The organism is Pseudomonas sp. AC172 (assembly GCF_979258595.1).
Map to the genome: position 1 here is coordinate 6,474,554 of NZ_OZ409868.1, position 19,079 is coordinate 6,493,632.

Annotated in this window: 14 protein-coding genes; 2 read left to right on the top strand and 12 right to left on the bottom strand. The window is 59.6% G+C overall.

What is annotated here, in order from left to right; translation table 11 throughout:
- The first annotated feature begins 3 nt into the window (after positions 1–3).
- Positions 4–870, top strand: a complete 867-nt coding sequence (locus ACZ0A4_RS29135; RefSeq protein WP_034154554.1) for an efflux RND transporter periplasmic adaptor subunit — start codon at positions 4–6, stop codon at positions 868–870.
- Between the two features lie 99 nt (positions 871–969).
- Here the strand turns inward: ACZ0A4_RS29135 and ACZ0A4_RS29140 are convergent, their stop codons facing one another.
- The 3 genes from ACZ0A4_RS29140 to ACZ0A4_RS29150 form a co-directional block, all read right to left on the bottom strand.
- Complete coding sequence (locus ACZ0A4_RS29140) at positions 970–2,022, bottom strand: SEL1-like repeat protein (RefSeq protein ID WP_463577442.1); 1,053 nt, start codon at positions 2,020–2,022, stop codon at positions 970–972.
- Positions 2,023–2,202: 180 nt separating this feature from the next.
- A complete protein-coding gene (locus ACZ0A4_RS29145) occupies positions 2,203–3,027 on the bottom strand; it encodes an SDR family oxidoreductase (protein WP_463577444.1) in 825 nt (274 codons plus the stop codon).
- Between the two features lie 36 nt (positions 3,028–3,063).
- Positions 3,064–3,528, bottom strand: coding sequence for a multidrug transporter (locus ACZ0A4_RS29150; protein WP_123451836.1), 465 nt, complete (start codon positions 3,526–3,528; stop codon positions 3,064–3,066).
- Between the two features lie 180 nt (positions 3,529–3,708).
- Between ACZ0A4_RS29150 and ACZ0A4_RS29155 the strand changes: the two genes are divergently transcribed.
- Entirely contained in the window at positions 3,709–6,453 is a 2,745-nt protein-coding gene (locus ACZ0A4_RS29155; protein ID WP_463577446.1) for an RHS repeat domain-containing protein, read from the top strand.
- Between the two features lie 76 nt (positions 6,454–6,529).
- Here the strand turns inward: ACZ0A4_RS29155 and ACZ0A4_RS29160 are convergent, their stop codons facing one another.
- The 9 genes from ACZ0A4_RS29160 to algK all read right to left on the bottom strand — a co-directional run bounded on the left by ACZ0A4_RS29160 (position 6,530) and on the right by algK (position 19,077).
- Positions 6,530–7,981: a mannose-1-phosphate guanylyltransferase/mannose-6-phosphate isomerase gene (locus ACZ0A4_RS29160; RefSeq protein ID WP_463577448.1), complete on the bottom strand. Its 1,452-nt coding sequence runs from the start codon at positions 7,979–7,981 to the stop codon at positions 6,530–6,532.
- A 214-nt stretch (positions 7,982–8,195) separates the two neighbouring features.
- On the bottom strand, positions 8,196–8,852 hold the full coding sequence (locus tag ACZ0A4_RS29165; protein WP_007914291.1) for an alginate O-acetyltransferase AlgF: 657 nt from the start codon (positions 8,850–8,852) through the stop codon (positions 8,196–8,198).
- Positions 8,853–8,866: 14 nt separating this feature from the next.
- Complete coding sequence (locus ACZ0A4_RS29170) at positions 8,867–10,042, bottom strand: alginate O-acetyltransferase (RefSeq protein ID WP_463577449.1); 1,176 nt, start codon at positions 10,040–10,042, stop codon at positions 8,867–8,869.
- Between the two features lie 10 nt (positions 10,043–10,052).
- Positions 10,053–11,618, bottom strand: coding sequence for an MBOAT family O-acyltransferase (locus ACZ0A4_RS29175; RefSeq protein WP_064118394.1), 1,566 nt, complete (start codon positions 11,616–11,618; stop codon positions 10,053–10,055).
- Positions 11,619–11,894: 276 nt separating this feature from the next.
- Complete coding sequence (locus tag ACZ0A4_RS29180; RefSeq protein WP_463577451.1) at positions 11,895–13,019, bottom strand: mannuronate-specific alginate lyase; 1,125 nt, start codon at positions 13,017–13,019, stop codon at positions 11,895–11,897.
- An 8-nt stretch (positions 13,020–13,027) separates the two neighbouring features.
- Positions 13,028–14,488: an alginate O-acetyltransferase gene (locus tag ACZ0A4_RS29185; RefSeq protein ID WP_077571213.1), complete on the bottom strand. Its 1,461-nt coding sequence runs from the start codon at positions 14,486–14,488 to the stop codon at positions 13,028–13,030.
- 10 nt (positions 14,489–14,498) lie between these two features.
- Positions 14,499–16,070, bottom strand: coding sequence for a mannuronan 5-epimerase AlgG (gene algG, locus ACZ0A4_RS29190; RefSeq protein WP_463577452.1), 1,572 nt, complete (start codon positions 16,068–16,070; stop codon positions 14,499–14,501).
- 26 nt (positions 16,071–16,096) lie between these two features.
- Positions 16,097–17,578: an alginate export family protein gene (locus tag ACZ0A4_RS29195; protein WP_463577454.1), complete on the bottom strand. Its 1,482-nt coding sequence runs from the start codon at positions 17,576–17,578 to the stop codon at positions 16,097–16,099.
- Entirely contained in the window at positions 17,575–19,077 is a 1,503-nt protein-coding gene (gene algK / locus ACZ0A4_RS29200) for an alginate biosynthesis TPR repeat lipoprotein AlgK (protein WP_463577456.1), read from the bottom strand. The genes ACZ0A4_RS29195 and algK overlap by 4 nt, the downstream gene beginning before the upstream one ends.
- Positions 19,078–19,079: the final 2 nt, after the last annotated feature.

Genomic DNA, 19,079 nt, shown 5'->3' on the forward strand with positions numbered 1-19,079 from the left:
GTGATGAAAAAGTTTTTCAGCCTGCTCGCGACCCTGCTGGTGCTGGCCCTGGCGCTGTGGATCGGCCGCACGTTGTGGGAGCACTACATGAACACGCCGTGGACCCGCGACGGTCGCGTGCGTGCCGACATCATCAACGTCGCCGCCGACGTTACCGGTGAAGTGATCGACGTGCCGGTGCGTGACAACCAGTTAGTGAAGAAGGGCGATTTGCTCATGCAGATCGACCCCGAGCATTACCGCATCGCGGTGAAACAGGCGCAGTCGCTGGTCGCTTCGCGCAAGTCGACGTGGGAGATGCGCAAGGTCAACGCCCACCGCCGCGCCGATCTCGACAATCTGGTGATCTCCAAGGAAAACCGCGACGACGCCAGCAACATCGCCGACGCCGCACTGGCCGATTATCAACACGCCCAGGCGCAACTGGAAGCCGCCGAACTCAACCTCAAACGCACCGAAGTGCGCGCGGCGGTCGACGGCTACGTCACCAACCTGAATGTGCATCGCGGTGACTATGCGCGCATCGGCGAAGCGAAAATGGCCGTGGTCGACATGAACTCGTTCTGGGTTTATGGCTTCTTCGAAGAGACCAAACTGCCCCACGTGAAAGTCGGCGACAAGGCCGACATGCAGTTAATGAGCGGCGAAGTCTTGAAGGGCCACGTGGAAAGCATTTCTCGTGGCATCTATGATCGCGACAACCCGGAAAGCCGCGAGCTGATCGCCGATGTGAACCCGACGTTCAACTGGGTGCGGCTGGCGCAGCGAGTGCCGGTGCGGATTCACATTGATGAAGTGCCGGAAGGCGTTCTGTTGGCGGCAGGGATTACTTGCACGGTGGTGGTGAAGCAGGAAGCTGTGGATAACTGACCGACCGCGTTGACTGAATCGCGAGCAGGGCTCACTGCTGCATCGGATCGGTGTCGCACCGAAGATCCTCTGTAGGAGCGAGCCTGCTCGCGATCGGAGTTATCGGTAAAACGCTTTGACCACCCGCAGTCCAGACACGATGGTCTCATCGACTGTTAACCGTTTGTCTTCAATCAGGGTGACAATCCGCTGGTCATTGGCGATGTTTGCGTCAGGTTTTTTCAACTGAGCGGCGCGATTGATCACGATGTAAATCAATACATGATCACGGTTCCTGATGAATGGCAGGTCCATGGCATCGCCGATCGACTGACTCATGTAGGCATAACGTTCGGCGGACGTCAGGCCCTTGAAGGTATCCGGATAATCCTGATAGATCTGGGCGGAGTAGCGGGCGACGTCCTCTGCCCGTTCTTCGGCATCCAAGGCAGCCTTGCTGGCGACCTGGGGGACGAGCTCGTTGTAGCGTTTGTCGGCCTCGGCAATTTGCGCCGCAGACATCCGGGTTTTGAGTGTGGCACCGATGCGGGCGTCCTCTGCGTCGGTGAGGAATTTGCTCCACGCGTATGCTTCGGCCAGATTGCCCTGTTCTTCGTAATGCTTGATCAGTTGCTTCCGGGCATCGGGATAACCGTGTTGCGAGGAGCGCAGCAGCCAACGCATGGCAAGTGCGGCATCTTTCTTCGCCCCGAGAGTGCCGGAACTGTACATATCGTACATGCCGTACTCCGCGCACCAGTCATTTTGCTTTGCCGCATAACCCGTGTAGTTGAAGACCAGGTCTTTGTTTTTGCTCAGGTCACCGGACTGCATCACCATTCTGGACAGGTAGCAAAACGCCCGAGGGTGTTTCGGCGCTGCCATGACCAGGCAAGTCTGAGCGACATCGCGTGATCCGTCTTCGAACATCAGCAAACCTGTGCCAAACAGAATGTCGCTGTCCATCTGCGGATTGCAGTATTCGTTTGCAGTGACGGCTGGCAAGAGCGCTTGCGCGGTCAATTTCGGCAGGGTGTCGTTGAGGGGCACTTCTTGAGTGGAACAGCCCGCTAGCCATGCGAGCAATGCCACAGGCAATACGTTGAGAACTTTCAAAAGTTGGTCCTGATCTGAATTGAAGCGTACGCAGGGCGACGTCAGGCAGGCAAACAAAGCAGCGACGTTTCCGCAAAGAAAGGCCGGGGGAGGGGGATATCAGTGTTCAGCAATTCCCTTGCTTCGGTGCGTGCGCCAGCGATTCCATACGCTATCCGGTTCACTTGAAGCATTGACTGCTTCAAGTGCGGCGCATTCTACGTTGATCGGCTGATTTGGCAATTTCACCGAAGTGAATCAGAGCTTCCCACGCAGCCCGAACCGCTTCATCAACGTCGATTCCAGCAAGCCCTTTGGCAACAACGTCGCCAACAACGGCAACGCGCGGCTGCCATTGCCGATGCGGATCAAGCGTGGCGGTTTGCTCTGCTGCACAGCCTTGAGCAACACAGCCGCAAACTCACTGGCCGGCGTCGGCTTGTCTTGCGACGCCTTGGCCCGTGCCCGGATGCCTTCGCGCAGTGGAAACCACGGTGATTTTTCATTGATCAACTGCTCGGCTTCATGCCCGGCGTTCTTGGCAAAACTCGATTGAATCGCCCCCGGTTGAACCTCCATGACGCGAATACCAAACGGCGCCAACTCCATGCGCAAGGCATCACTCAACGCGTGTACGGCTGCTTTCGAAGCGCAGTAAGCACCGGCAAACGGCGTGACCAGCACACCCGACACACTGCCGATATTCACCACCAGACCCTTGGCCCGGCGCAGCACCGGAAACAACGCGCGAGTGACACCGATGATCGAAAACACATTGGTTTCGAACTGGCGCTGCATGGCCGCCACACCGCCATCGAGCAGCGGCCCCATGGCGCCGTAACCGGCATTGTTGATCAGCACATCGAGGCCGCCGTGTTGCTGGTTGATCCGTTCGCCAAGCTGCTCCAGCGCCACATTGTCATTGACGTCGAGTTGCACGGCGGTGAACCCGGCAGACGCCAGCAACGCCACATCTTCAGCCTTGCGTGCACTGGCCCAGACTTCGAAACCGGCGGCTTTGAACGCATCGGCTAGGGCACGGCCGATGCCGCTGGAACAACCGGTAATCAACGCAACGGGCATGGCGCATTCCTTGTGCAAAAAGAGTGGGGAAGGGGATCAGTCGGAGAAACTGCCCTGCAAACGCTCGGCGCGAAACTCCAGGGTTTGCGGGCGATAACCGGGGCGCAACGGTGGCATGGGCAGGCAGTCTTCCCAGTCACCGCCGGCCTGCAGTTCGCCGGGGCCACGATAGCGTGGCGCGGTGTATTGGTTGTCGGCCAGATTAACCGTATCCCCCGGCGCATAGGCTGCGATGCGCCAGCGCAGTTCGGTCAGGGGCACGTCGTTGCCGTTTTTCATTTTCAGTTGCAGCGGACGATCGGCCGGGCATTGCTCCGGAGCGTAAGCGATACGCATCTCAAGGCGCGCAAGTTGTTTGATCTCGCGGTTGTCCAGCCACACCACCCACATGGCTACAAAACCCAGGCCAATCGCCGCCGCCACCGAAACCGGCAAGGCCTTGGCCGGATAGCGCAACAGCAGGATCAACCAGGTGATGACCAGCAGAATGCCGATGAACATGTTGGAACGCTCCGTGAGTTCGTGCGCACCATCCTACCGAAGGCCCAGCGCAATGGACATGCGTTGCGCACGGGATTTAACCGTTGGTCGGAACTGTAATTTCTGACAGTAGGCACATCGCCGAGCGTCTGCTCAGATCATTGCAGGCGCAGAGAACGCGGTTATCGTGCGGGGAGCTACATGGACATGTTCAGCAAAACACCGGTGCTGGCAGTAAACGACCCACGCGGGCTGGCCGTTCGCAGGGTCGATTACTGGCGTTGCGATGTTAATCAAGCACCTGAACCGCGCATCCATCGCACTGCCCACGACGCGGCGGGTCGCGCGGTGACGCAGTGGGACCCGCGATTATGGGCGCAGCAAAGCGATGATCCGCTGGCACCGCCAAACCTGAGCGCGGTTTACACATTGAACGGGCAGGTTCTGCGCTCGAACAACGTCGACGCCGGGGTGCAGATCAGTCTGCTCGGTCGGGGTTCAGAGACATTGATGGATTGGGACAGCCGAGGCACCCGCCGGGACATTGAGCATGACCTGTTACTGCGGCCGACGGCGGTGTTCGAAGCTGGCGAGCTGCAACCACGCCGTTGCGCCGAGCGTTTTGTATATGGTCAGCCGGGTGATGCCGATCAGGCGCGTAATCAGCTTGGCCAATTGATTCGTCACGATGATCCGGCGGGAAACGTGCTGTTCGAGGCCTTCGCGATCACTGGGGAGAACACTGAAAATACCCGGCATTTCACCCTTGAAGCCGTCTCCCCGGATTGGCCTGAGCCAATCGATGAGCGCCAGCGTTTGCTCGAACCCGGTGAGGGCGCAACGACCCATTGGCGTTACGGGCCCCTCGGGGCGGTGCTCGAGCAGATCGATGCGAGGGGTAACCGGCATGTCAGTGAGTTGACCCTCGATGGAGGCTTGCGCGCCCGCCATCTGCAGTTGAGCCATCAGACTGAGCGGCGGGCGGTGGTCAGCGATATTCACTACAACGCAGAAGGGCAGGTCACGCAGGAACTGGCAGGCAATGGCGTGCTGACAACGCTGACCTACCGTGAAGAGGATGGGCGTCTGATGATGCGTCACGCCGAAACCGGTCAGGGCGTGGTCTTGCAGCATCTGCTGTACCAATACGACCGGACAGGCAATGTGCTGAGCATCGAAGACCGTGCGCTGCCCGTGCGCTACTTCGCCAACCAGCGCATCGTACCGATCAGCCGCTTCACCTACGACAGCCTCTACCAACTGAGCGAGGCCAGCGGCTGGGAGGCGGGGGCGGGTGATGGCGGCCCGACAGCGATCGCCAATTACTCGCAACGTTACCGTTATGACGCTGGCGGTAATTTGCTCAAGTTGATCCACGTGGGGGCACAAAGCCCAGGTCATGATCTGCAGGCTGCCCGCTACAGTAATCGTTGCCTGCCGTGGCGTAATGGCGTGCCGCCCGATGAGGTAGAGATTGCCGCTGCATTCGACGCTCGCGGCAATTTACTGCTGCTGGATCAAGGGCGGCGGTTGCAGTGGAATCTACGTAATCAGCTGCAATCGGTGACGGCAGTGCGGCGCGATACGCACGCGGATGATGGCGAAATATTTTTCTACAACGGTAACGGCGAGCGCGTGAGCAAGATGCGTACGTTGCAGACCCATGCTCGTAGCGTGGTCTCGCAGGTGCGTTATCTGCCGGCACTGGAATTGCGCACGGAGAGCGGCACCGGTGAGGCATTACAGGTCATCACAGTGCAGACCGGCCTGAACAGTATTCGCGTCCTGCACTGGGAGAGCCCTCCGCCGGCAGGCGTTAACGATCAGTATCGCTACAGTTTCAATGATCATCTGGGATCGATCAGTCTGGAACTGACGGCAGATGCGCAACTGATCAGCCGCGAGCATTTCTATCCATTCGGGGCGACCGCGTGGAGTGAGGAAAGCGACATCAGTTACAAAACCGTGCGTTACTCGGGCAAGGAGCGCGATGCAACGGGTCTGTACTACTATGGTTTCCGTTATTACATGCCGTGGTTGCAACGCTGGTTGAATCCTGATCCTGCCGGTGCCATAGACGGGCATAACCGTTACCGGGCAATGCGCAACAACCCCATCGTCTATTCCGACAGGGACGGGCGCAAGCCAGGCAACAAAAACGGTGATCGGGTTTATCACGAGCTTGCCGAGCAAAAACTGGTCAATCCGCTGCAAGCTGCCGGAATGCAGCCGGTGCGCAACTATTTTGAAGCCAGTAATGACCCCCGAGTACAGGCCTACCGTCAGGCCATTCCCGATGAGTTGGCAAAGCTGGGAGCCAAGAGCGACTCTCTGCTCAATACTCATGAAGCCCATGTGAGGGCGGCGGTCAGAACACAGACCGCTTCGCCATCAGGGCCCGTTCTTTATCACTCCGGTGAGCTGCTCTCTGCGGGCATGAGCAAGATTATCGGGGAGCAGAACACCAGTCGGATAATGGGCCCGATGTCGGTTGCCTTCAACAGTCCGACCGAAGACCCGCAGGTTCTTGCCGGCAGGCGCGATGCTGTGGCGAAGACCTTCAAGACCGGTGGACAACTGTTGAAGCATGCAGCCCATCCCGCGGCCCAATTACTGGGTGCAGCCAGTACCGCGATGGGTAACGTCATGGAAATCTCGGAAGCGCAGACGCGTGTGCAGTACAGGATGTTGAATACGCCGGCCAATGTGGCGATGAACGTCCCGGGGGATAATGCGCAGATATCTTTTCAATCACTCCAGCAAACATTCACTTTGCCTCAGCAATCGCTGTTTTCAGAGGCGTCGGCGGCGCCAAGTGAATGGGCACAACAGTTATTGGCCGTCGCCTTTAAGCCGTCACCGCTACAGATTGTTCTTGCGAACGATGATTCAGTTAACGATGACGAATATCTTGATCGTCCGCGTCGAGGCTCACATTACGGTTAAGTAAAAAAGCCCCCGCCCAACCCACTGCGGATAGGGGACGCAACGGGCTGGACGGGGGCTTCTTTTTTAGCGGACGTTACTGCGCGATGGTTTTCACCGACACGCCACGCTCGATCGGCGTGGAGCGGCCGTAGATGTCTTCGAAGCGTTCGATATCATCTTCGCCCAGGTACGAGCCTGACTGCACTTCGATGATTTCCAGCGGGATCTTGCCCGGGTTGCGCAGGCGGTGCACCGAGGCGATCGGGATGTAGGTCGACTGGTTTTCGCAGAGCAGGAACACGTTTTCATCGCAGGTCACTTCAGCGGTGCCGCTGACCACGATCCAGTGTTCGGCGCGGTGGTGGTGCATCTGCAGCGACAGGCACGCGCCCGGTTTCACCGAGATGTGCTTGACCTGGAAACGCCCGCCCATGTCCACCGAGTCATACGAGCCCCACGGACGATAGACTTCGCAGTGGTTCTGGGTTTCGCTGCGGCCCTGCTCGTTGAGCGTGTTGACCATTTGCTTGACGCCCTGAACCTTGTCTTTGTGGGCGATCATCATGGCGTCTTTGGTTTCGACCACGACGATGTTTTCCAGACCGATCACCGACACCAGTTTGCCGTTGCCGTGGATCATGCAGTTCTTGCTGTCCTGAATGACCACATCGCCTTTGGTGACGTTGCCATTGACGTCCTTCTCGTTGACTTCCCACAGCGACGACCAGCAACCGACATCACTCCAGCCGGCGGTCAACGGCACAACGCAGGCGCGCTGGGTTTTTTCCATGACGGAGTAGTCGATGGAGTTGTCCGGGCAGCAGGCGAACGTGGCTTCGTCGAAGGTCACGGTGTCGTTGTCCTGCTCGCTGCGCTCAAGGGTCAGCAGGCAGGTGTCGTAGATGTCCGGATCGTGCTTTTTCAGCTCTTCGAGGAAGCGGCTGGCGCGGAACAGGAACATGCCGCTGTTCCAGTAGTAACCGCCGGATGCTACGTATTCGGTGGCACGTTTGACGTCGGGTTTTTCGACGAAGTGCGAAACGCGGCTGACGCCTTCCGGTAGCAGCGAATCGCCGGTGGATTTGATGTAGCCGTAACCGGTTTCCGGTTTGGTCGCCGGCACGCCGAACAACACCATTTCGCCGTTTTCGGCGGCGACGGTGGCCAGGGCCAGCGCGCGTTGCAGGGCTTTCTGATCTTCCAGCACGTGGTCGGCCGGCAGCACCAGCATCAGTTCGTCACGGCCTTCATTGACCAGCATCATCGCGGTCAGCGCCACGGCCGGCGCGGTGTTGCGGCCGAACGGCTCCATCAGGATGCGCTGGGTTTCCAGATTACGGGCGCTCAACTGCTCGTTGACGATGAAGCGGTGATCCTTGTTGCAGACCACGATCGGGGTGTCCATGCCTTCGAACACCAGGCGTTCGAGGGTCTGCTGGAACAGGGTGTGTTCGCCGGTCAGGGCGAGGAATTGCTTAGGGAACTGCTTACGCGAAAGCGGCCAGAGACGCGAACCGCTACCACCTGACAAGATCACCGGAATCATAATGTTTACTCCATAAAATCGATTGGTTAGAGGCACGAACGCTGTGTCGTTTCACTCTTGTTTTTGTCTCGTATCCGAACTGACAACCCGGTCGAGGGTGGGAGCGAGCTTGCTCGCGAAGGCGGCGTATCAGTCGACACATCTGTTGAATGTCAGACCGCTTTCGCGAGCAAGCTCGCTCCCACAGGGGATATGCGTCAGTCAGGAAAAATGATTAGCGAGTCGATACCGGGCGTTTCACCCAGACTGGCGACAGGCTGCTGCCGCTGCCGGTGACGTACAGCACCGCCGCTTCACCGCGCTCCAGGGCGACGGGTTTTACGTCGCCGACTTTCTTGTCACCTTCGTACAGCGCCAGGCTGACTTTCACCGGATTGATTTCACGTTCGCCACGGCCCTTGGCGGCCACGTTCGGGACCACGTCGGTCTTGCCGTCGGCGGTCTTCAGGGTCAGCGGCTTGTCGCTGAGGTTCTGCACGCGCACCAGGGATTTCTGCTTGTTCTTGAACGGCGGCTCTTCGATCAGTTGCGGCGCGCCGGAAGCGTTGTTGACCAGGGTGTAGTAGTGGTCACCGGCGAGTTTCACCGGCAGGGTCTGGCTGCCGACCTTGGCGCTGTAATCACCGCCCGGCATGAAGCTGAAGTCACTGCTGGCCAATGGCGCAACGTCGCTCAGGTTGGTGCTGCCGACAGTGGCGCTGACTTCAGCGTTGCTGGCGTTGTAGACACGCACGAAGGTCGAGCCTTTCGGTGCGGTCGGGCCGTACAGGGCGGCGTCGCCACCGGCGAAAGCCGGGACGGAAAGCACGCTGAGGCCAGCAACCAGTGCGAAGCTTTTAGCGAGACGACGAGGAGTAGTAGTGAAAGTCATGGTGTACCTCTCTTTCAGTTTTGCGCCCGATCGGGCGTCTCGGATTTAGTGTTGATTGCTACGTTTTGTTGGCGCGCGCCGGCTTGTTTAAGCTCTGCGACCCACTGCGGGTCGGCGTCGCCGATTTCGTTGTTCACAGGCAGATATCGTTCAGGAAACTCCCAGATCAGCACCTGTGGCGGGCTGTTCTTGAAGTCATCGCTTTTCAGGTAGCTGAGCATCGGCAGGATCGGGCCGTGGCCGTCTTCGGCGTAACTCACCACGTCGCTGTGCAGCGCTTGTTTCAGTGCACCGACGAAGTTCCAGTTGGGGTTGGCGCTGTAGCTGGTGCCGACCAGTGCCACCGGCACTTCATTGCTGGCGAACAGCGCGTCGTCACCGGCAGGCTGATCGCCAGCCGCGACGGTGTTGCGCTTTTGCAGTGGCTCTTGCGCCGGCATCAGGTTTTCGAACAGCGGATCGAGCGGCAGGAACAGACGCAGATCGCCTTTGTGCGTGACTTTCTCCGCTGGCGTGGTGACGAAGCGTTGTGGCTCGCCGCTGAGCGGGAACTTGTCGGCGATGGTTTTCGCCAAGGTGTTCGCGGCGATCTCGGCGCCTTCAGGCGTCCAGTGCGTGTCAGTGCGCAGGAACACTTGCTGACCGTTCTGCTTGGCCTGTTGCAATGGCTTGAGCAGGTCCGGGGCGAGGATCTTGTCGGCCGCGACGCGGTGGTGGAAATCCTCATAAAGGTTTTCGTGGATGCTCGCCGGTTTCACTTCACCCAGATGCTCCGGGTACAGACGAACCTTGGCCGGCACGATCGCCATCACCAGTTTCACGCCTTTTGCTTTCAGGGTCTGGCGCACGCCTTCGACCAGCGCGTAGTTGCCTTGCAGGTTCAGCTCTTCGTTGACGATCGGGTTGAATTCCTCATCGCTGTACAACCACTGATCGCGACCGAGCACCACGCCCGGACGACCTTCGTTGAACAGTTTGAAATCCAGCGCCGCCCAGAGGTTGGTGCCCAGACGCTTGATCGGAAATTCGTCGTCGTAGTGCGTTTCTACAGCCTTGGTCCAGCGGCCGTTGAGTACCGTCGCATCGGCATTGGTGCTGAAGCCGAAGAAGCTGCGAACCGACCACAGACCCAAGACCAAAAGGGTCACCAGGAACAGGGCGATGTAGAAGATGCGTAATGAGCGGGTCATGTCAGATCCCTCAGAACTGGAAGTAAAGGAACGGCGAGAAGCTCTGCGCCGAGAGTTTGAGAATCGAGGCGATAAACAGCAGCAGGATCAGGCCGCGCATCACGTAGCGCGACCAGTCCGCGCTCCAGTAGGCCGGTTGCACCTGGGCTTCAACGCCGACGGTGTAGCCAGGCTCGTGGATGCTCGCCGGGTTTTCGCCAGGTGCGGCTTTGATCATTCCCGGAGTCGCTGTGGCAGGGCCGTTGGCCTCGACGTTGACTTCAGGTTTGGTCTTGGCCGGCGGCTGATTGGTGTACAGATCACGCAGACCAAAGAACGCCAGCGTCACGTACGCCACTACCAGGGTCGCCACTTGCAGACCGGTGAGGCTGGCCTGATTGAGTTCCGACAGCGACCAGTCGCCGAAGCTGAACATTGCGCCGTACATACGGCCGGCGACATGCAGGTTCTCGGCGCGGAAGATCACCCAGCCCATCACAACGAGCAGGAAGGTCAGCGCCCAGCGGATCGGGTTGAGGCTGCGCGGCGAAGTGTTCAGGCCCAGCGCTTTTTCAATCGCCAGCCACATGCCGTGCCAGGCGCCCCAGACGATGTAAGTGATGTTCGCGCCGTGCCACAGACCACCGAGGAGCATGGTCAGGAACAGGTTGCGATAGGTCATCAGCGTGCCTTTACGGTTACCGCCGAGGGTGATGTACAGATAGTCACGCAGCCAGGTCGACAGGCTGATGTGCCAGCGGCGCCAGAACTCGGTGATCGACTGGCTGATGTACGGCTGTTTGAAGTTTTCCATGAAGCGGAAACCCATCATCAAGCCCAGACCGATGGCCATGTCGCTGTAACCGGAGAAGTCGAAATACAGCTGTGCGGTGTAGGCCAGCGCGCCGAGCCAGGCATCACCCGTGGTCGGGTTTTGCAGGGCGAAGCAATGGTCGGCGACCACCGCGAGGGTGTCAGCGATGAAGACCTTCTTGATGAAACCCTGCATGAACCGCGTGCAGCCCTCGGAGAATTTGTCGAGGGTGTGCGTGCGGTTGTTGAACTGATCGGCGAGGTCGCGGAAACGCAAAACCGGGCCGGCAATCAAGTGCGGGAAGATCGCCACGAACGCCGCGAAGTCGATCAGGTTGCGCGTGGCCGGGGTGTCGCCGCGATACACGTCGATGATGTAGCTGATCGATTCGAAGATGTAGAACGAGATACCGATCGGCAGCAGCACGTGGGTGAGGATGAACGGCTCAAGACCGACCGAGGTCATCATCGCGTTGATGCTGTCGACGCCGAAGTTGGCGTACTTGAAGTAGCCGAGAATGCACAAATCGACTGCGACACCGAGCAACAGCCAGCGCTGCGCCGGTTTGGTTCTGACACCGGCGGCACCGACTTTGAGGCCGATCCAGTAGTTCCACAGCGTGACCGCGGCGAACAGCGCGAGGAAGTCTACCCGCCACCAGGCGTAGAACACGTAGCTGGCGATCAGCAGCAGCAGGTTGCGATAGCGTTGCCCGCTCAAGTAGTACAAGCCGAGAAAGATCGGCAAGAACAGAAACAGGAACACGTTGGATGAAAATACCATCCCGATCTCTCCATGTTTGAACCAACAGTCAAGGGCCAAAGCCCCCCCAAACCCCCCGTGGTAGTGGAGGGGTGAAACGGTGTTTCTGTCAGGGTTGTGCAGGACCTTGAAATCTTGCCCTCACCCCCCGCCCTCTCCCGGAGGGAGAGGGAGCCTGATCTCCATGGTTGTCAAAAATGGAGATCGACTCGGTATTTCATTTCGGCGTAACTCGCACAGCCACCTCGGTCAGTCCCCTCTCCCTTTGGGAGAGGGTTAGGGTGAGGGGCTTTTGCTTCATGAGCCTTTGTTGCCCTTTTCATGGGACGGGTCATAGACCTTGGTCAGGTCGCCACCCAAGCGGAAGGTCTTGAACGGCTGCATGCCGTGCTTCTTCTCGATGACATCCGGCGCACAGGTGTAGAGCGTGCAGAACGGTTCGAGCCAGGCGAATTTCATGTCCTCTTTCAAGTCGGTCATGTCCTGCTCTTTACCGTTCTTCTTCTCGAATTCATCCGGGTCTTTCACCCCCGCCAACACCCGATCACCCAGACGTTTCAGCGCGCCATTGTTTTCCTGACGCAAATCAACACCGTTGACCTGGGCAAAACTGGCGATCATCGCCAGCGGCGGCAGCGCATAGTTGTGATAGGCGAGGGCGCGTTGCTGGCGCTTGAGTTCGTTCGGCAGGTAACCGTCGGCATCGACTTGATTGGCGCCGACCTTGTATTCCTTCACTGCCCAGTCAAACAGGTCGCGGCGGTTGGTCGCGACCGAGGTCGCCATCACCGACCAGGCGGCCCAGTAGGAGTGGTTGTTGGTTTTTTCCAGCGGCAGGTTGTCCCAGTCGCTGACCACCTGATCGGCCATTTTGCTGAACCACGCTTCGATCAACTGCGCTTCCTGCTGATGCTGCGCCAGCGGATGCGAGTCGGAGAACTTCAGGCGAATGTACGACGAGGCCATGCTGCCCAGCGCCCATTTGCGCATCGACTTGCCGGTGTGGTTGAAGTCTTTCGACATCAAGGCATCGGCCTTGGCCCACGCGGTCAGCCAGTTCAGCGTGCAATCGAGCTGTTCCGGACGACCGTCGCGCATGAACTGCATCACCCGTTTGGCGGTGCCGCGTTCCAGCGTCGTGATGTCTTTGGTGGTGTCGCGGAAGGCTTTTTCCGACTGCACGTTCAGCGTCGAACGCGCCTTGTCCGATCCTTCGTATTTGCTGCGAAATTGCAGTGGCCCGGTGTACGGCGCCGGCATCGCATCGCAGCCTTCGCTGTTGTCGCCAGTCTTGAATTTGTCCACAGGCGCAAAGTAACCCTGCGGTGGACGCAATGGCGCGGCGGCCTGAGTCGCTCCGGCGAACATCGCCAGGCTCAACAGGGTGGGTGCCAATAATGATTTCAATGTCGGATTTCGCATAGCAGACCTCATTGCCCGACCTGAGCGGTTTGTTGCCCAGCGCCCGGGAATACGTTGCGTTTGCAGATTTTCGCTTCGACTTTCTGTGGCGCGGTGCCCGCTTCCGGGCCCTGGACTTCGACGGCCAGCAGGTTTTGCGAGGCCCAGTCTTCGTCCGTGCGCAGCTCAAAGGCGAAACGACCGTCGGTGTCGGAGGTTTCCGGTTTCTCGATCTTGATGTCCTCGTGGCGACCGTTCATGTACCAGAGGGTGGCTTGCAGGGTTTTCACCGAAGGGTCGGCGAAGCGGATGTCGACCTGATGGCTGCTGTTCTGCAGGTTCAGGTTCTTGCTGTTGACCAGCAGTTCTTGTTTGCTGCCCGGCTTGAGCGTGGTGCTCGCGGACATTTGCGCGTCTTTGCCTTCGCAGCCGTTGTCGAGAAGAGACATCATCTGGCGGTAGATGGTTTCCTGATCGAGGCGGTACAGCGGCGAGAATTCCCAGATGAGAATCTTCGGCGGAGTCTTCTGGAATTCGTCGCTGCCCAGGTACTGCAACATCGAACCTTCCAGACCGCCGCCGGGGAAGGCGACGTTGAGAATGTCAGCGCCGATGGCCTCTTCGAGGAAACCGGCGAAGTTGTAGTTCTTGCCGCTGTGCGAAGTACCGACGAGGGTAATTTGCGGATTGCCGGAATCGCCGAAAAGGTCGCCATCACCCGCTTCGCCCTTAGGCTCGGTGGTGAACTGGTCCATGTACTGGATCGCGTAACTGGTGCCGCACAGTTGCCCGGCCATGTTGTGCAGGGTGCCGGTCTTGCCCATGCGCCCGGAGCGCTTGGTTTCGAATTCACGCTTGGGCACGTCGGCGAAGGCCGGGATCTGCTTGACCTTCTCGGCGACGATTTTCGCCGTGCGCTGTGCACCGTATGGCGTCCAGTGTTGGTCGCCACGGAAGTAGAAATCGTGGGCGGGCAGGGTGTCCGGCAGCGATTCGTTGGTCAGCGGCGACAGGTCCGGCACCACGTAACCCATCTTGGCGAAACGGCCGAGCATGGTCTTGTAGTTGCCCAGCGCTTTCTCGTAATCGAACGCGGCTTTTTCCTGCGGGTTGAGCTTGTTGCGGTTCACCAGGCCACGGGTTGGCTGGTAGACGATCACCAGCTCGACGCCTTTGGCCTTGAACGCATCATGCAGCTGTTGCAGACGTTTGTAGCCGGCCGGGGTGGTGTTGAACTCGGTGCGCAGGTCTTCCTGAGTCCGGAACAACCAGTCGCCTTGCGCCTGCACCAGGGTGGTGAAGTTCTGCTGATAACGCGTGGTGTAGTTCTTCGCGTCATGGGCGGCCGGGCACAGGTTGCAGCACGGTTCGGCACTAAATTTTGGCGGCGTGGCAGCGGCGCCTTCATCGGCGCGGGCGCCGTTGCTGGCCGCGAGAATGCCCACGGTCAGGGCCGACAGGCTGAGTAATCTGATCAAGTGTGGGTGCATAAAATTATCCTCAGTCCCGCATTTCGGTCTGGCGTTCGACAGGGTCGATCAGCACGGCTTTCTGCTGGCGCACCAGCAGGTCGAGAATTTCATCCTGGCGCTCGCCGAGGATGCCGTTGAAGCTGATGCCGCTGGATTTGGTCGGCGCCAGCATCGACACGCGATACAGCTCGACACTCAACGGTGAATCGATCGACAGCGGGCCGCTGCCATTTGCCGCCAGTTCACCGCCAACGACAATCAGCGACACCTGCGCATCGAACGGGTCGAGCTTGATGTCACGGTCGGTGTCGGTGAGGTCTTTGATGTGGCCGTAGACGCCGGTCAAACCGTTGGCCATGGCAACGTTTTCGTAGAGGCGGATGTTCACGCTGTTACGAATACGAATGCCGTGGCGCTTGTTGCTGATGACCTTGTTGCCCCAAAGCAGGTTGTCGGCGGACTCGTAGAGGGTGATGCCGTCGGTGTGGTTCTTGTAGATCTCGTTGTAGGCAATGATGTTGTTGACGCTGTTACGGTCGATCACCAGGCCCGAGAGGTGGTTGTCGAAGCTCTTGTTGTTGAAGATGAAGCTGTCGTTGACCTCACGGGAAATAATGATCCCGTGCTTCTTCTTCGTGCCGTGCACAGTGTTCTCGGCAATGATCAGGCCGTGAGAACGGTCGTGCGGGTCGATGCCGTAAACGATGTTGTCTTTGTAGGTGTTGCCCTTGACCACGAAGTCGCGGGTCTCGTAGCAGTAGAAGCCGTACCACATGTCGGAGAACTCGGAACCGACGATCCAGCCAGTCGGCTCAGGGCGCTTGAGCACCTTGGCCATGTTCGGCGTGTACTGGGAAATACTCACCCCGTACGACTTACTGTTGGCGTAGCCGAAGCTGGCCATCTTGCTGTTGACGATGTAGGTCTCGGTGCCGCCCCAGGCGAGCAGGAACGGGCGGAATTCCTTCGGCGAACGGAAGGTCGCCGGGCCGTTTTCCTTTTCGCGCCAGCCAGTGATTTTGGTATCACGCACAAACAGCTGACCGTCGTTGACCAGGAACGAACCGGCCTCTTGCGACAGGCGCAATTCCTGAGTCTGGCCATCGATTTCGAGGATGCCTTTACGGCCGACGACAATCGGCAGCTTCGACAAATACACGCCCGGCGAAGTCTCGCTGAAGTACTGCTTGGGCAGTTTCTGCGCCAGATCCTTGAGGTTGATGTAGCCGTCGTCGACAAAGATCGCCTGCGGTATGCCGTGCTGACGCACCACCCATTCGGCCATCTTGTTGTCGCCGCCGATGAAGTCCTTCAGCGCGTCTTCCTGCATCATCCGGCGCACGCTGATCTTGCCCGGTTTGCTGCGCACGATTTTCGCCGCAGCGGCTTCGGCGGTGTAGCCGGAAAGGTCGGGCAGTTTTGGCGCGGCCAGTTGCAGCGCCTCGGTGGGTGCGCTGCTGACGGTGTAGGTCTTGGCTTGTTGCAGCTCCTTGGCCGTGGTCGCAGGCTTTGCCGGCTCCACATTGGCGAAGGCGCCAGCGCTGGCCAGCAGCATCGCGCCGGCCAGCAGGCTGAGTGAGCCTATCCTGGTGCTGATCATGTCGGGCACTCCCTTGGCGATTTGCATCAGAAGCGCCAGATCACGTCGATGAACGCGCGGTGCATGTACGAATCAACCTGCTTGCCGTAGGCATCGCCCGGCTTGAACACGCCGCCACGGAAGCGTACGAGGGCCGAAGGCTCGTCGATCGACTGGCTCAACGCCGCCGGCAACAGGCCTTGCTTGAAGTACTTGGTGACGACCAGGTCCATCTCCTGACCCAGGTCCTTGTTGCCGTCTTCAAGCGGCAGCGAGGTGCTGGAAAGGATCGCGCCGGTGGCGTCGTCGGTGTTGTTTTCCACGGCGTTGATGCCGTTGCTGCCCACGGGTTTGTTGCCGTCGACACGCCAGAACTTGTGGTAGATCAGGCTGGCGTCGTACTCGTCGTTGACCATCCACGAACCGAACAGGGTCGCGGTCTGCATGTTGTTCATTTCGCCACGGAAGGCTTCGCCGAAACGGTGAACCCGCGAGCGCGTACCGGTGTAGTTGGAGCGGTTGCTCTCCAGACCGTTTTGCTCGTAATCGGCGCTGGCGCGGGCATACGCACCGCCGACTTGCCATTGCGGATCGAGGCGCAGACGCACGCCGATGTCGGTGGCCCAGCCGTTGACGTCATCGCTGCGCTTGGCTTGCGCCGGGCGCGAGCCATCGGCGTTCAACGCGTTGACCGTGTCGCGGTCGCCGCTCATGCCGGTGATGCTGCCCCAGTAGTTGACGGTGTTGGTGTTGCGCCAGTTGTAGGCGTCGCTGTCGGCGGTCAGGCCGAGCCAGCTGATGTCGCCGTTCTGGGTTTTATCCAGCGAGTCGCGCGGGACGCCCGGTTCGGCGTAATCGAGTTTGCCGTCATCATGGGTGTGGTGACCGCGAATGCCGACCCAGTTGCCCGGCGTCCACTGGTAAGCGGCATCGGCGTAGGCGTGCAGGCGATCCTTGTCTTTCGGCGCCAGCTCTTTCAAGTCGGTGCGGTATTCGCTGAAGCGTTCGGCCACACCGGCGTTGGCGCGCAACAGGGTGGTGTCGAAGGTCCAGTTCAGCGCTTCGATGTTGGTGTCGCGCCATTGGCCGTCGTCATTGCGCAGGCGCTGGCGACCGAACTTGAGCATTTCGCCCGGGTACGGGGTGAGGCCGCTGTAGCCGACCCAGAACTCGCGCATCGCCAGATAGTTTTTCTTGGTTTTGCGATCACCGTTGTCGGTGGCTTGTTCACCGTCGGATTGTTGCAGGGTGTCGGTTTCGATGATGTCGGTCGACGTCACGGCCTGGCCCATGGCGTAGGCACTCCACGCGCCGCTTTCGCCGTAAATCCACGGACGCAGGTCGAGGCCGACGCCATTGACGTCGCCGCCGCTGGCAGTGCCTAGGTCGCGGTCGTCTTCGGACTGGCCGGTGACTTTCACTTCGAGGCCGAAGTTCTTGGTTTCAGTCATCGCGGCCAGTGTCGGGCAAGACCAGATCAGCGCGAACGAAAGGCCAATACCGGCCTTCACGAATGGATTCAACTTCATAATTTTTCCTCGCCGTCTTCTTCTTGCAGGGCGTGCAGTTGCAGCGTGTTCGGGTTCAGAGCGCCACGGCTGGCTTGCTCTTGTTGCAGCAGACGTTGGGCTTCGGCCAGACGCTCGGGCGGCAGTTGCGCGGCGAGGGTGGTCGCCAGCTCATCGGCTTGCGGGGTGTTTTGTGCCTTGGCCAATTGGCTGAACACGTAGGCGTTGAGCGGATCGGGCTTGGTGCCCTTGCCTTGGGAGAACAGTTGGGCGATGGCGAAGTCGGCGCTGTTCTGGCCGTTGCGCGCAGCGGTCAGCAAGTGATCGAGGGCTTTCTGCGGATAGACCTTGCCGAGGTAGCCACGGCGATAGATCTGGCCGAGGTAGTAGTCGGCGGCGACTTCGCGACCGACGGCTTTCTGGAAATGTTCTTCGGCGACTTTGGCGTCGGCCGGGACCATTTTGCCTTCGTAGTAGAGCTTGCCCAGCAACAGTTCGGCGCGCGGCTGGTCGGCGGCACGGCCGTTGTCGAGGTACTTCATCATCTGGTCGACGTCGCCCAGTTCCGGGTAGTCGTAAAGCAATTGCGCGAGGGTCACCCACGATGCCGGGTAGCCCGGAGCGATCGGCTCGAGCAACGACTGCGCGGTTTTTTCGTCGGTCTTGCCCAGGGTCGAATCGGCCAGTACACGGGCCACGGAATCGACGCGCTGCGCGGTGACGGTGCCACGGCTGTAACCGGCCTGCATCTGCTTGATCAACTCGGCCTGTTGCTCAGGCTGGGTGCGTTTCTGATAGACCGTGGCCAGTTCGACGTAGCAGATGTCGGTGGTGTTGATCGCGGCTTTGCAGATCTTTTCCACGTCATCCAGGTGCTGGTCGTAAGTGCCTTGGGTGCGATAGAGCAGCACCTGCGCCAGACCCGCTTCCGGGTAACCGGATTTGCGCCACTGATCGATCTGCTGCTGCGCGTTGATGTTGGGGAAGCTGTGCGGGTATTGCAGGTAGAGCATCGCCAGCGGGATCAACGTGTTGCCTTCGCCATTGGCGGCGGCTTTTTTCAGCAGGCTTTCGGCTTCGTGGTGCTCGGCTTCGGTGGAACCCGGTTTGGCCACCAGCAAACGGCCGAGACGCGCTTGAGCGCGCGGCGAAACACTGGCGGCGGCGCGGTAAGTCGCTTCGGCCTGTTTCATTTGCTCAGGGTCGCGGCTGTCGACCTGGATATCGGCGAGGCCGACTTGCGCCTCGCTGTAGCCCAGATCGGCCAGTTGCTGATAATTCTGCGCCGCAGTGGCGGTGTCGCCACGCTTGAGCGCTTCGTTGGCCAGACGCTGATCGGGCAGGCCGGCGCAACCGGCCAGACTGACCGCCAGCGCCAAGGCACACACGGTCCCCTTGTGGGAGCTGGCTTGCCAGCGATTCAGGCGACTCGGTTTTTCAGCTAGACCGCATTGATCCCATCGCTGGCAAGCCAGCTCCCACAGGGATTGTGGTGTTTTCAGAAAAAAGGTCACAGGCATGT

Excerpts from the sequence above, each read along its gene's own strand:
- ACZ0A4_RS29135 (WP_034154554.1), top strand. The coding sequence starts at position 4 with ATGAAAAAGTTTTTCAGCCTGCTCGCGACCCTGCTGGTGCTGGCCCTG.
- ACZ0A4_RS29145 (WP_463577444.1), bottom strand. The coding sequence starts at position 3,027 with ATGCCCGTTGCGTTGATTACCGGTTGTTCCAGCGGCATCGGCCGTGCC.
- ACZ0A4_RS29150 (WP_123451836.1), bottom strand. The coding sequence starts at position 3,528 with ATGTTCATCGGCATTCTGCTGGTCATCACCTGGTTGATCCTGCTGTTG.
- ACZ0A4_RS29155 (WP_463577446.1), top strand. The coding sequence starts at position 3,709 with ATGGACATGTTCAGCAAAACACCGGTGCTGGCAGTAAACGACCCACGC.
- ACZ0A4_RS29160 (WP_463577448.1), bottom strand. The coding sequence starts at position 7,981 with ATGATTCCGGTGATCTTGTCAGGTGGTAGCGGTTCGCGTCTCTGGCCG.
- ACZ0A4_RS29165 (WP_007914291.1), bottom strand. The coding sequence starts at position 8,852 with ATGACTTTCACTACTACTCCTCGTCGTCTCGCTAAAAGCTTCGCACTG.
- ACZ0A4_RS29170 (WP_463577449.1), bottom strand. The coding sequence starts at position 10,042 with ATGACCCGCTCATTACGCATCTTCTACATCGCCCTGTTCCTGGTGACC.
- ACZ0A4_RS29175 (WP_064118394.1), bottom strand. The coding sequence starts at position 11,618 with ATGGTATTTTCATCCAACGTGTTCCTGTTTCTGTTCTTGCCGATCTTT.
- ACZ0A4_RS29180 (WP_463577451.1), bottom strand. The coding sequence starts at position 13,019 with ATGCGAAATCCGACATTGAAATCATTATTGGCACCCACCCTGTTGAGC.
- ACZ0A4_RS29185 (WP_077571213.1), bottom strand. The coding sequence starts at position 14,488 with ATGCACCCACACTTGATCAGATTACTCAGCCTGTCGGCCCTGACCGTG.
- algG (WP_463577452.1), bottom strand. The coding sequence starts at position 16,070 with ATGATCAGCACCAGGATAGGCTCACTCAGCCTGCTGGCCGGCGCGATG.
- ACZ0A4_RS29195 (WP_463577454.1), bottom strand. The coding sequence starts at position 17,578 with ATGAAGTTGAATCCATTCGTGAAGGCCGGTATTGGCCTTTCGTTCGCG.
- algK (WP_463577456.1), bottom strand. The coding sequence starts at position 19,077 with ATGCCTGTGACCTTTTTTCTGAAAACACCACAATCCCTGTGGGAGCTG.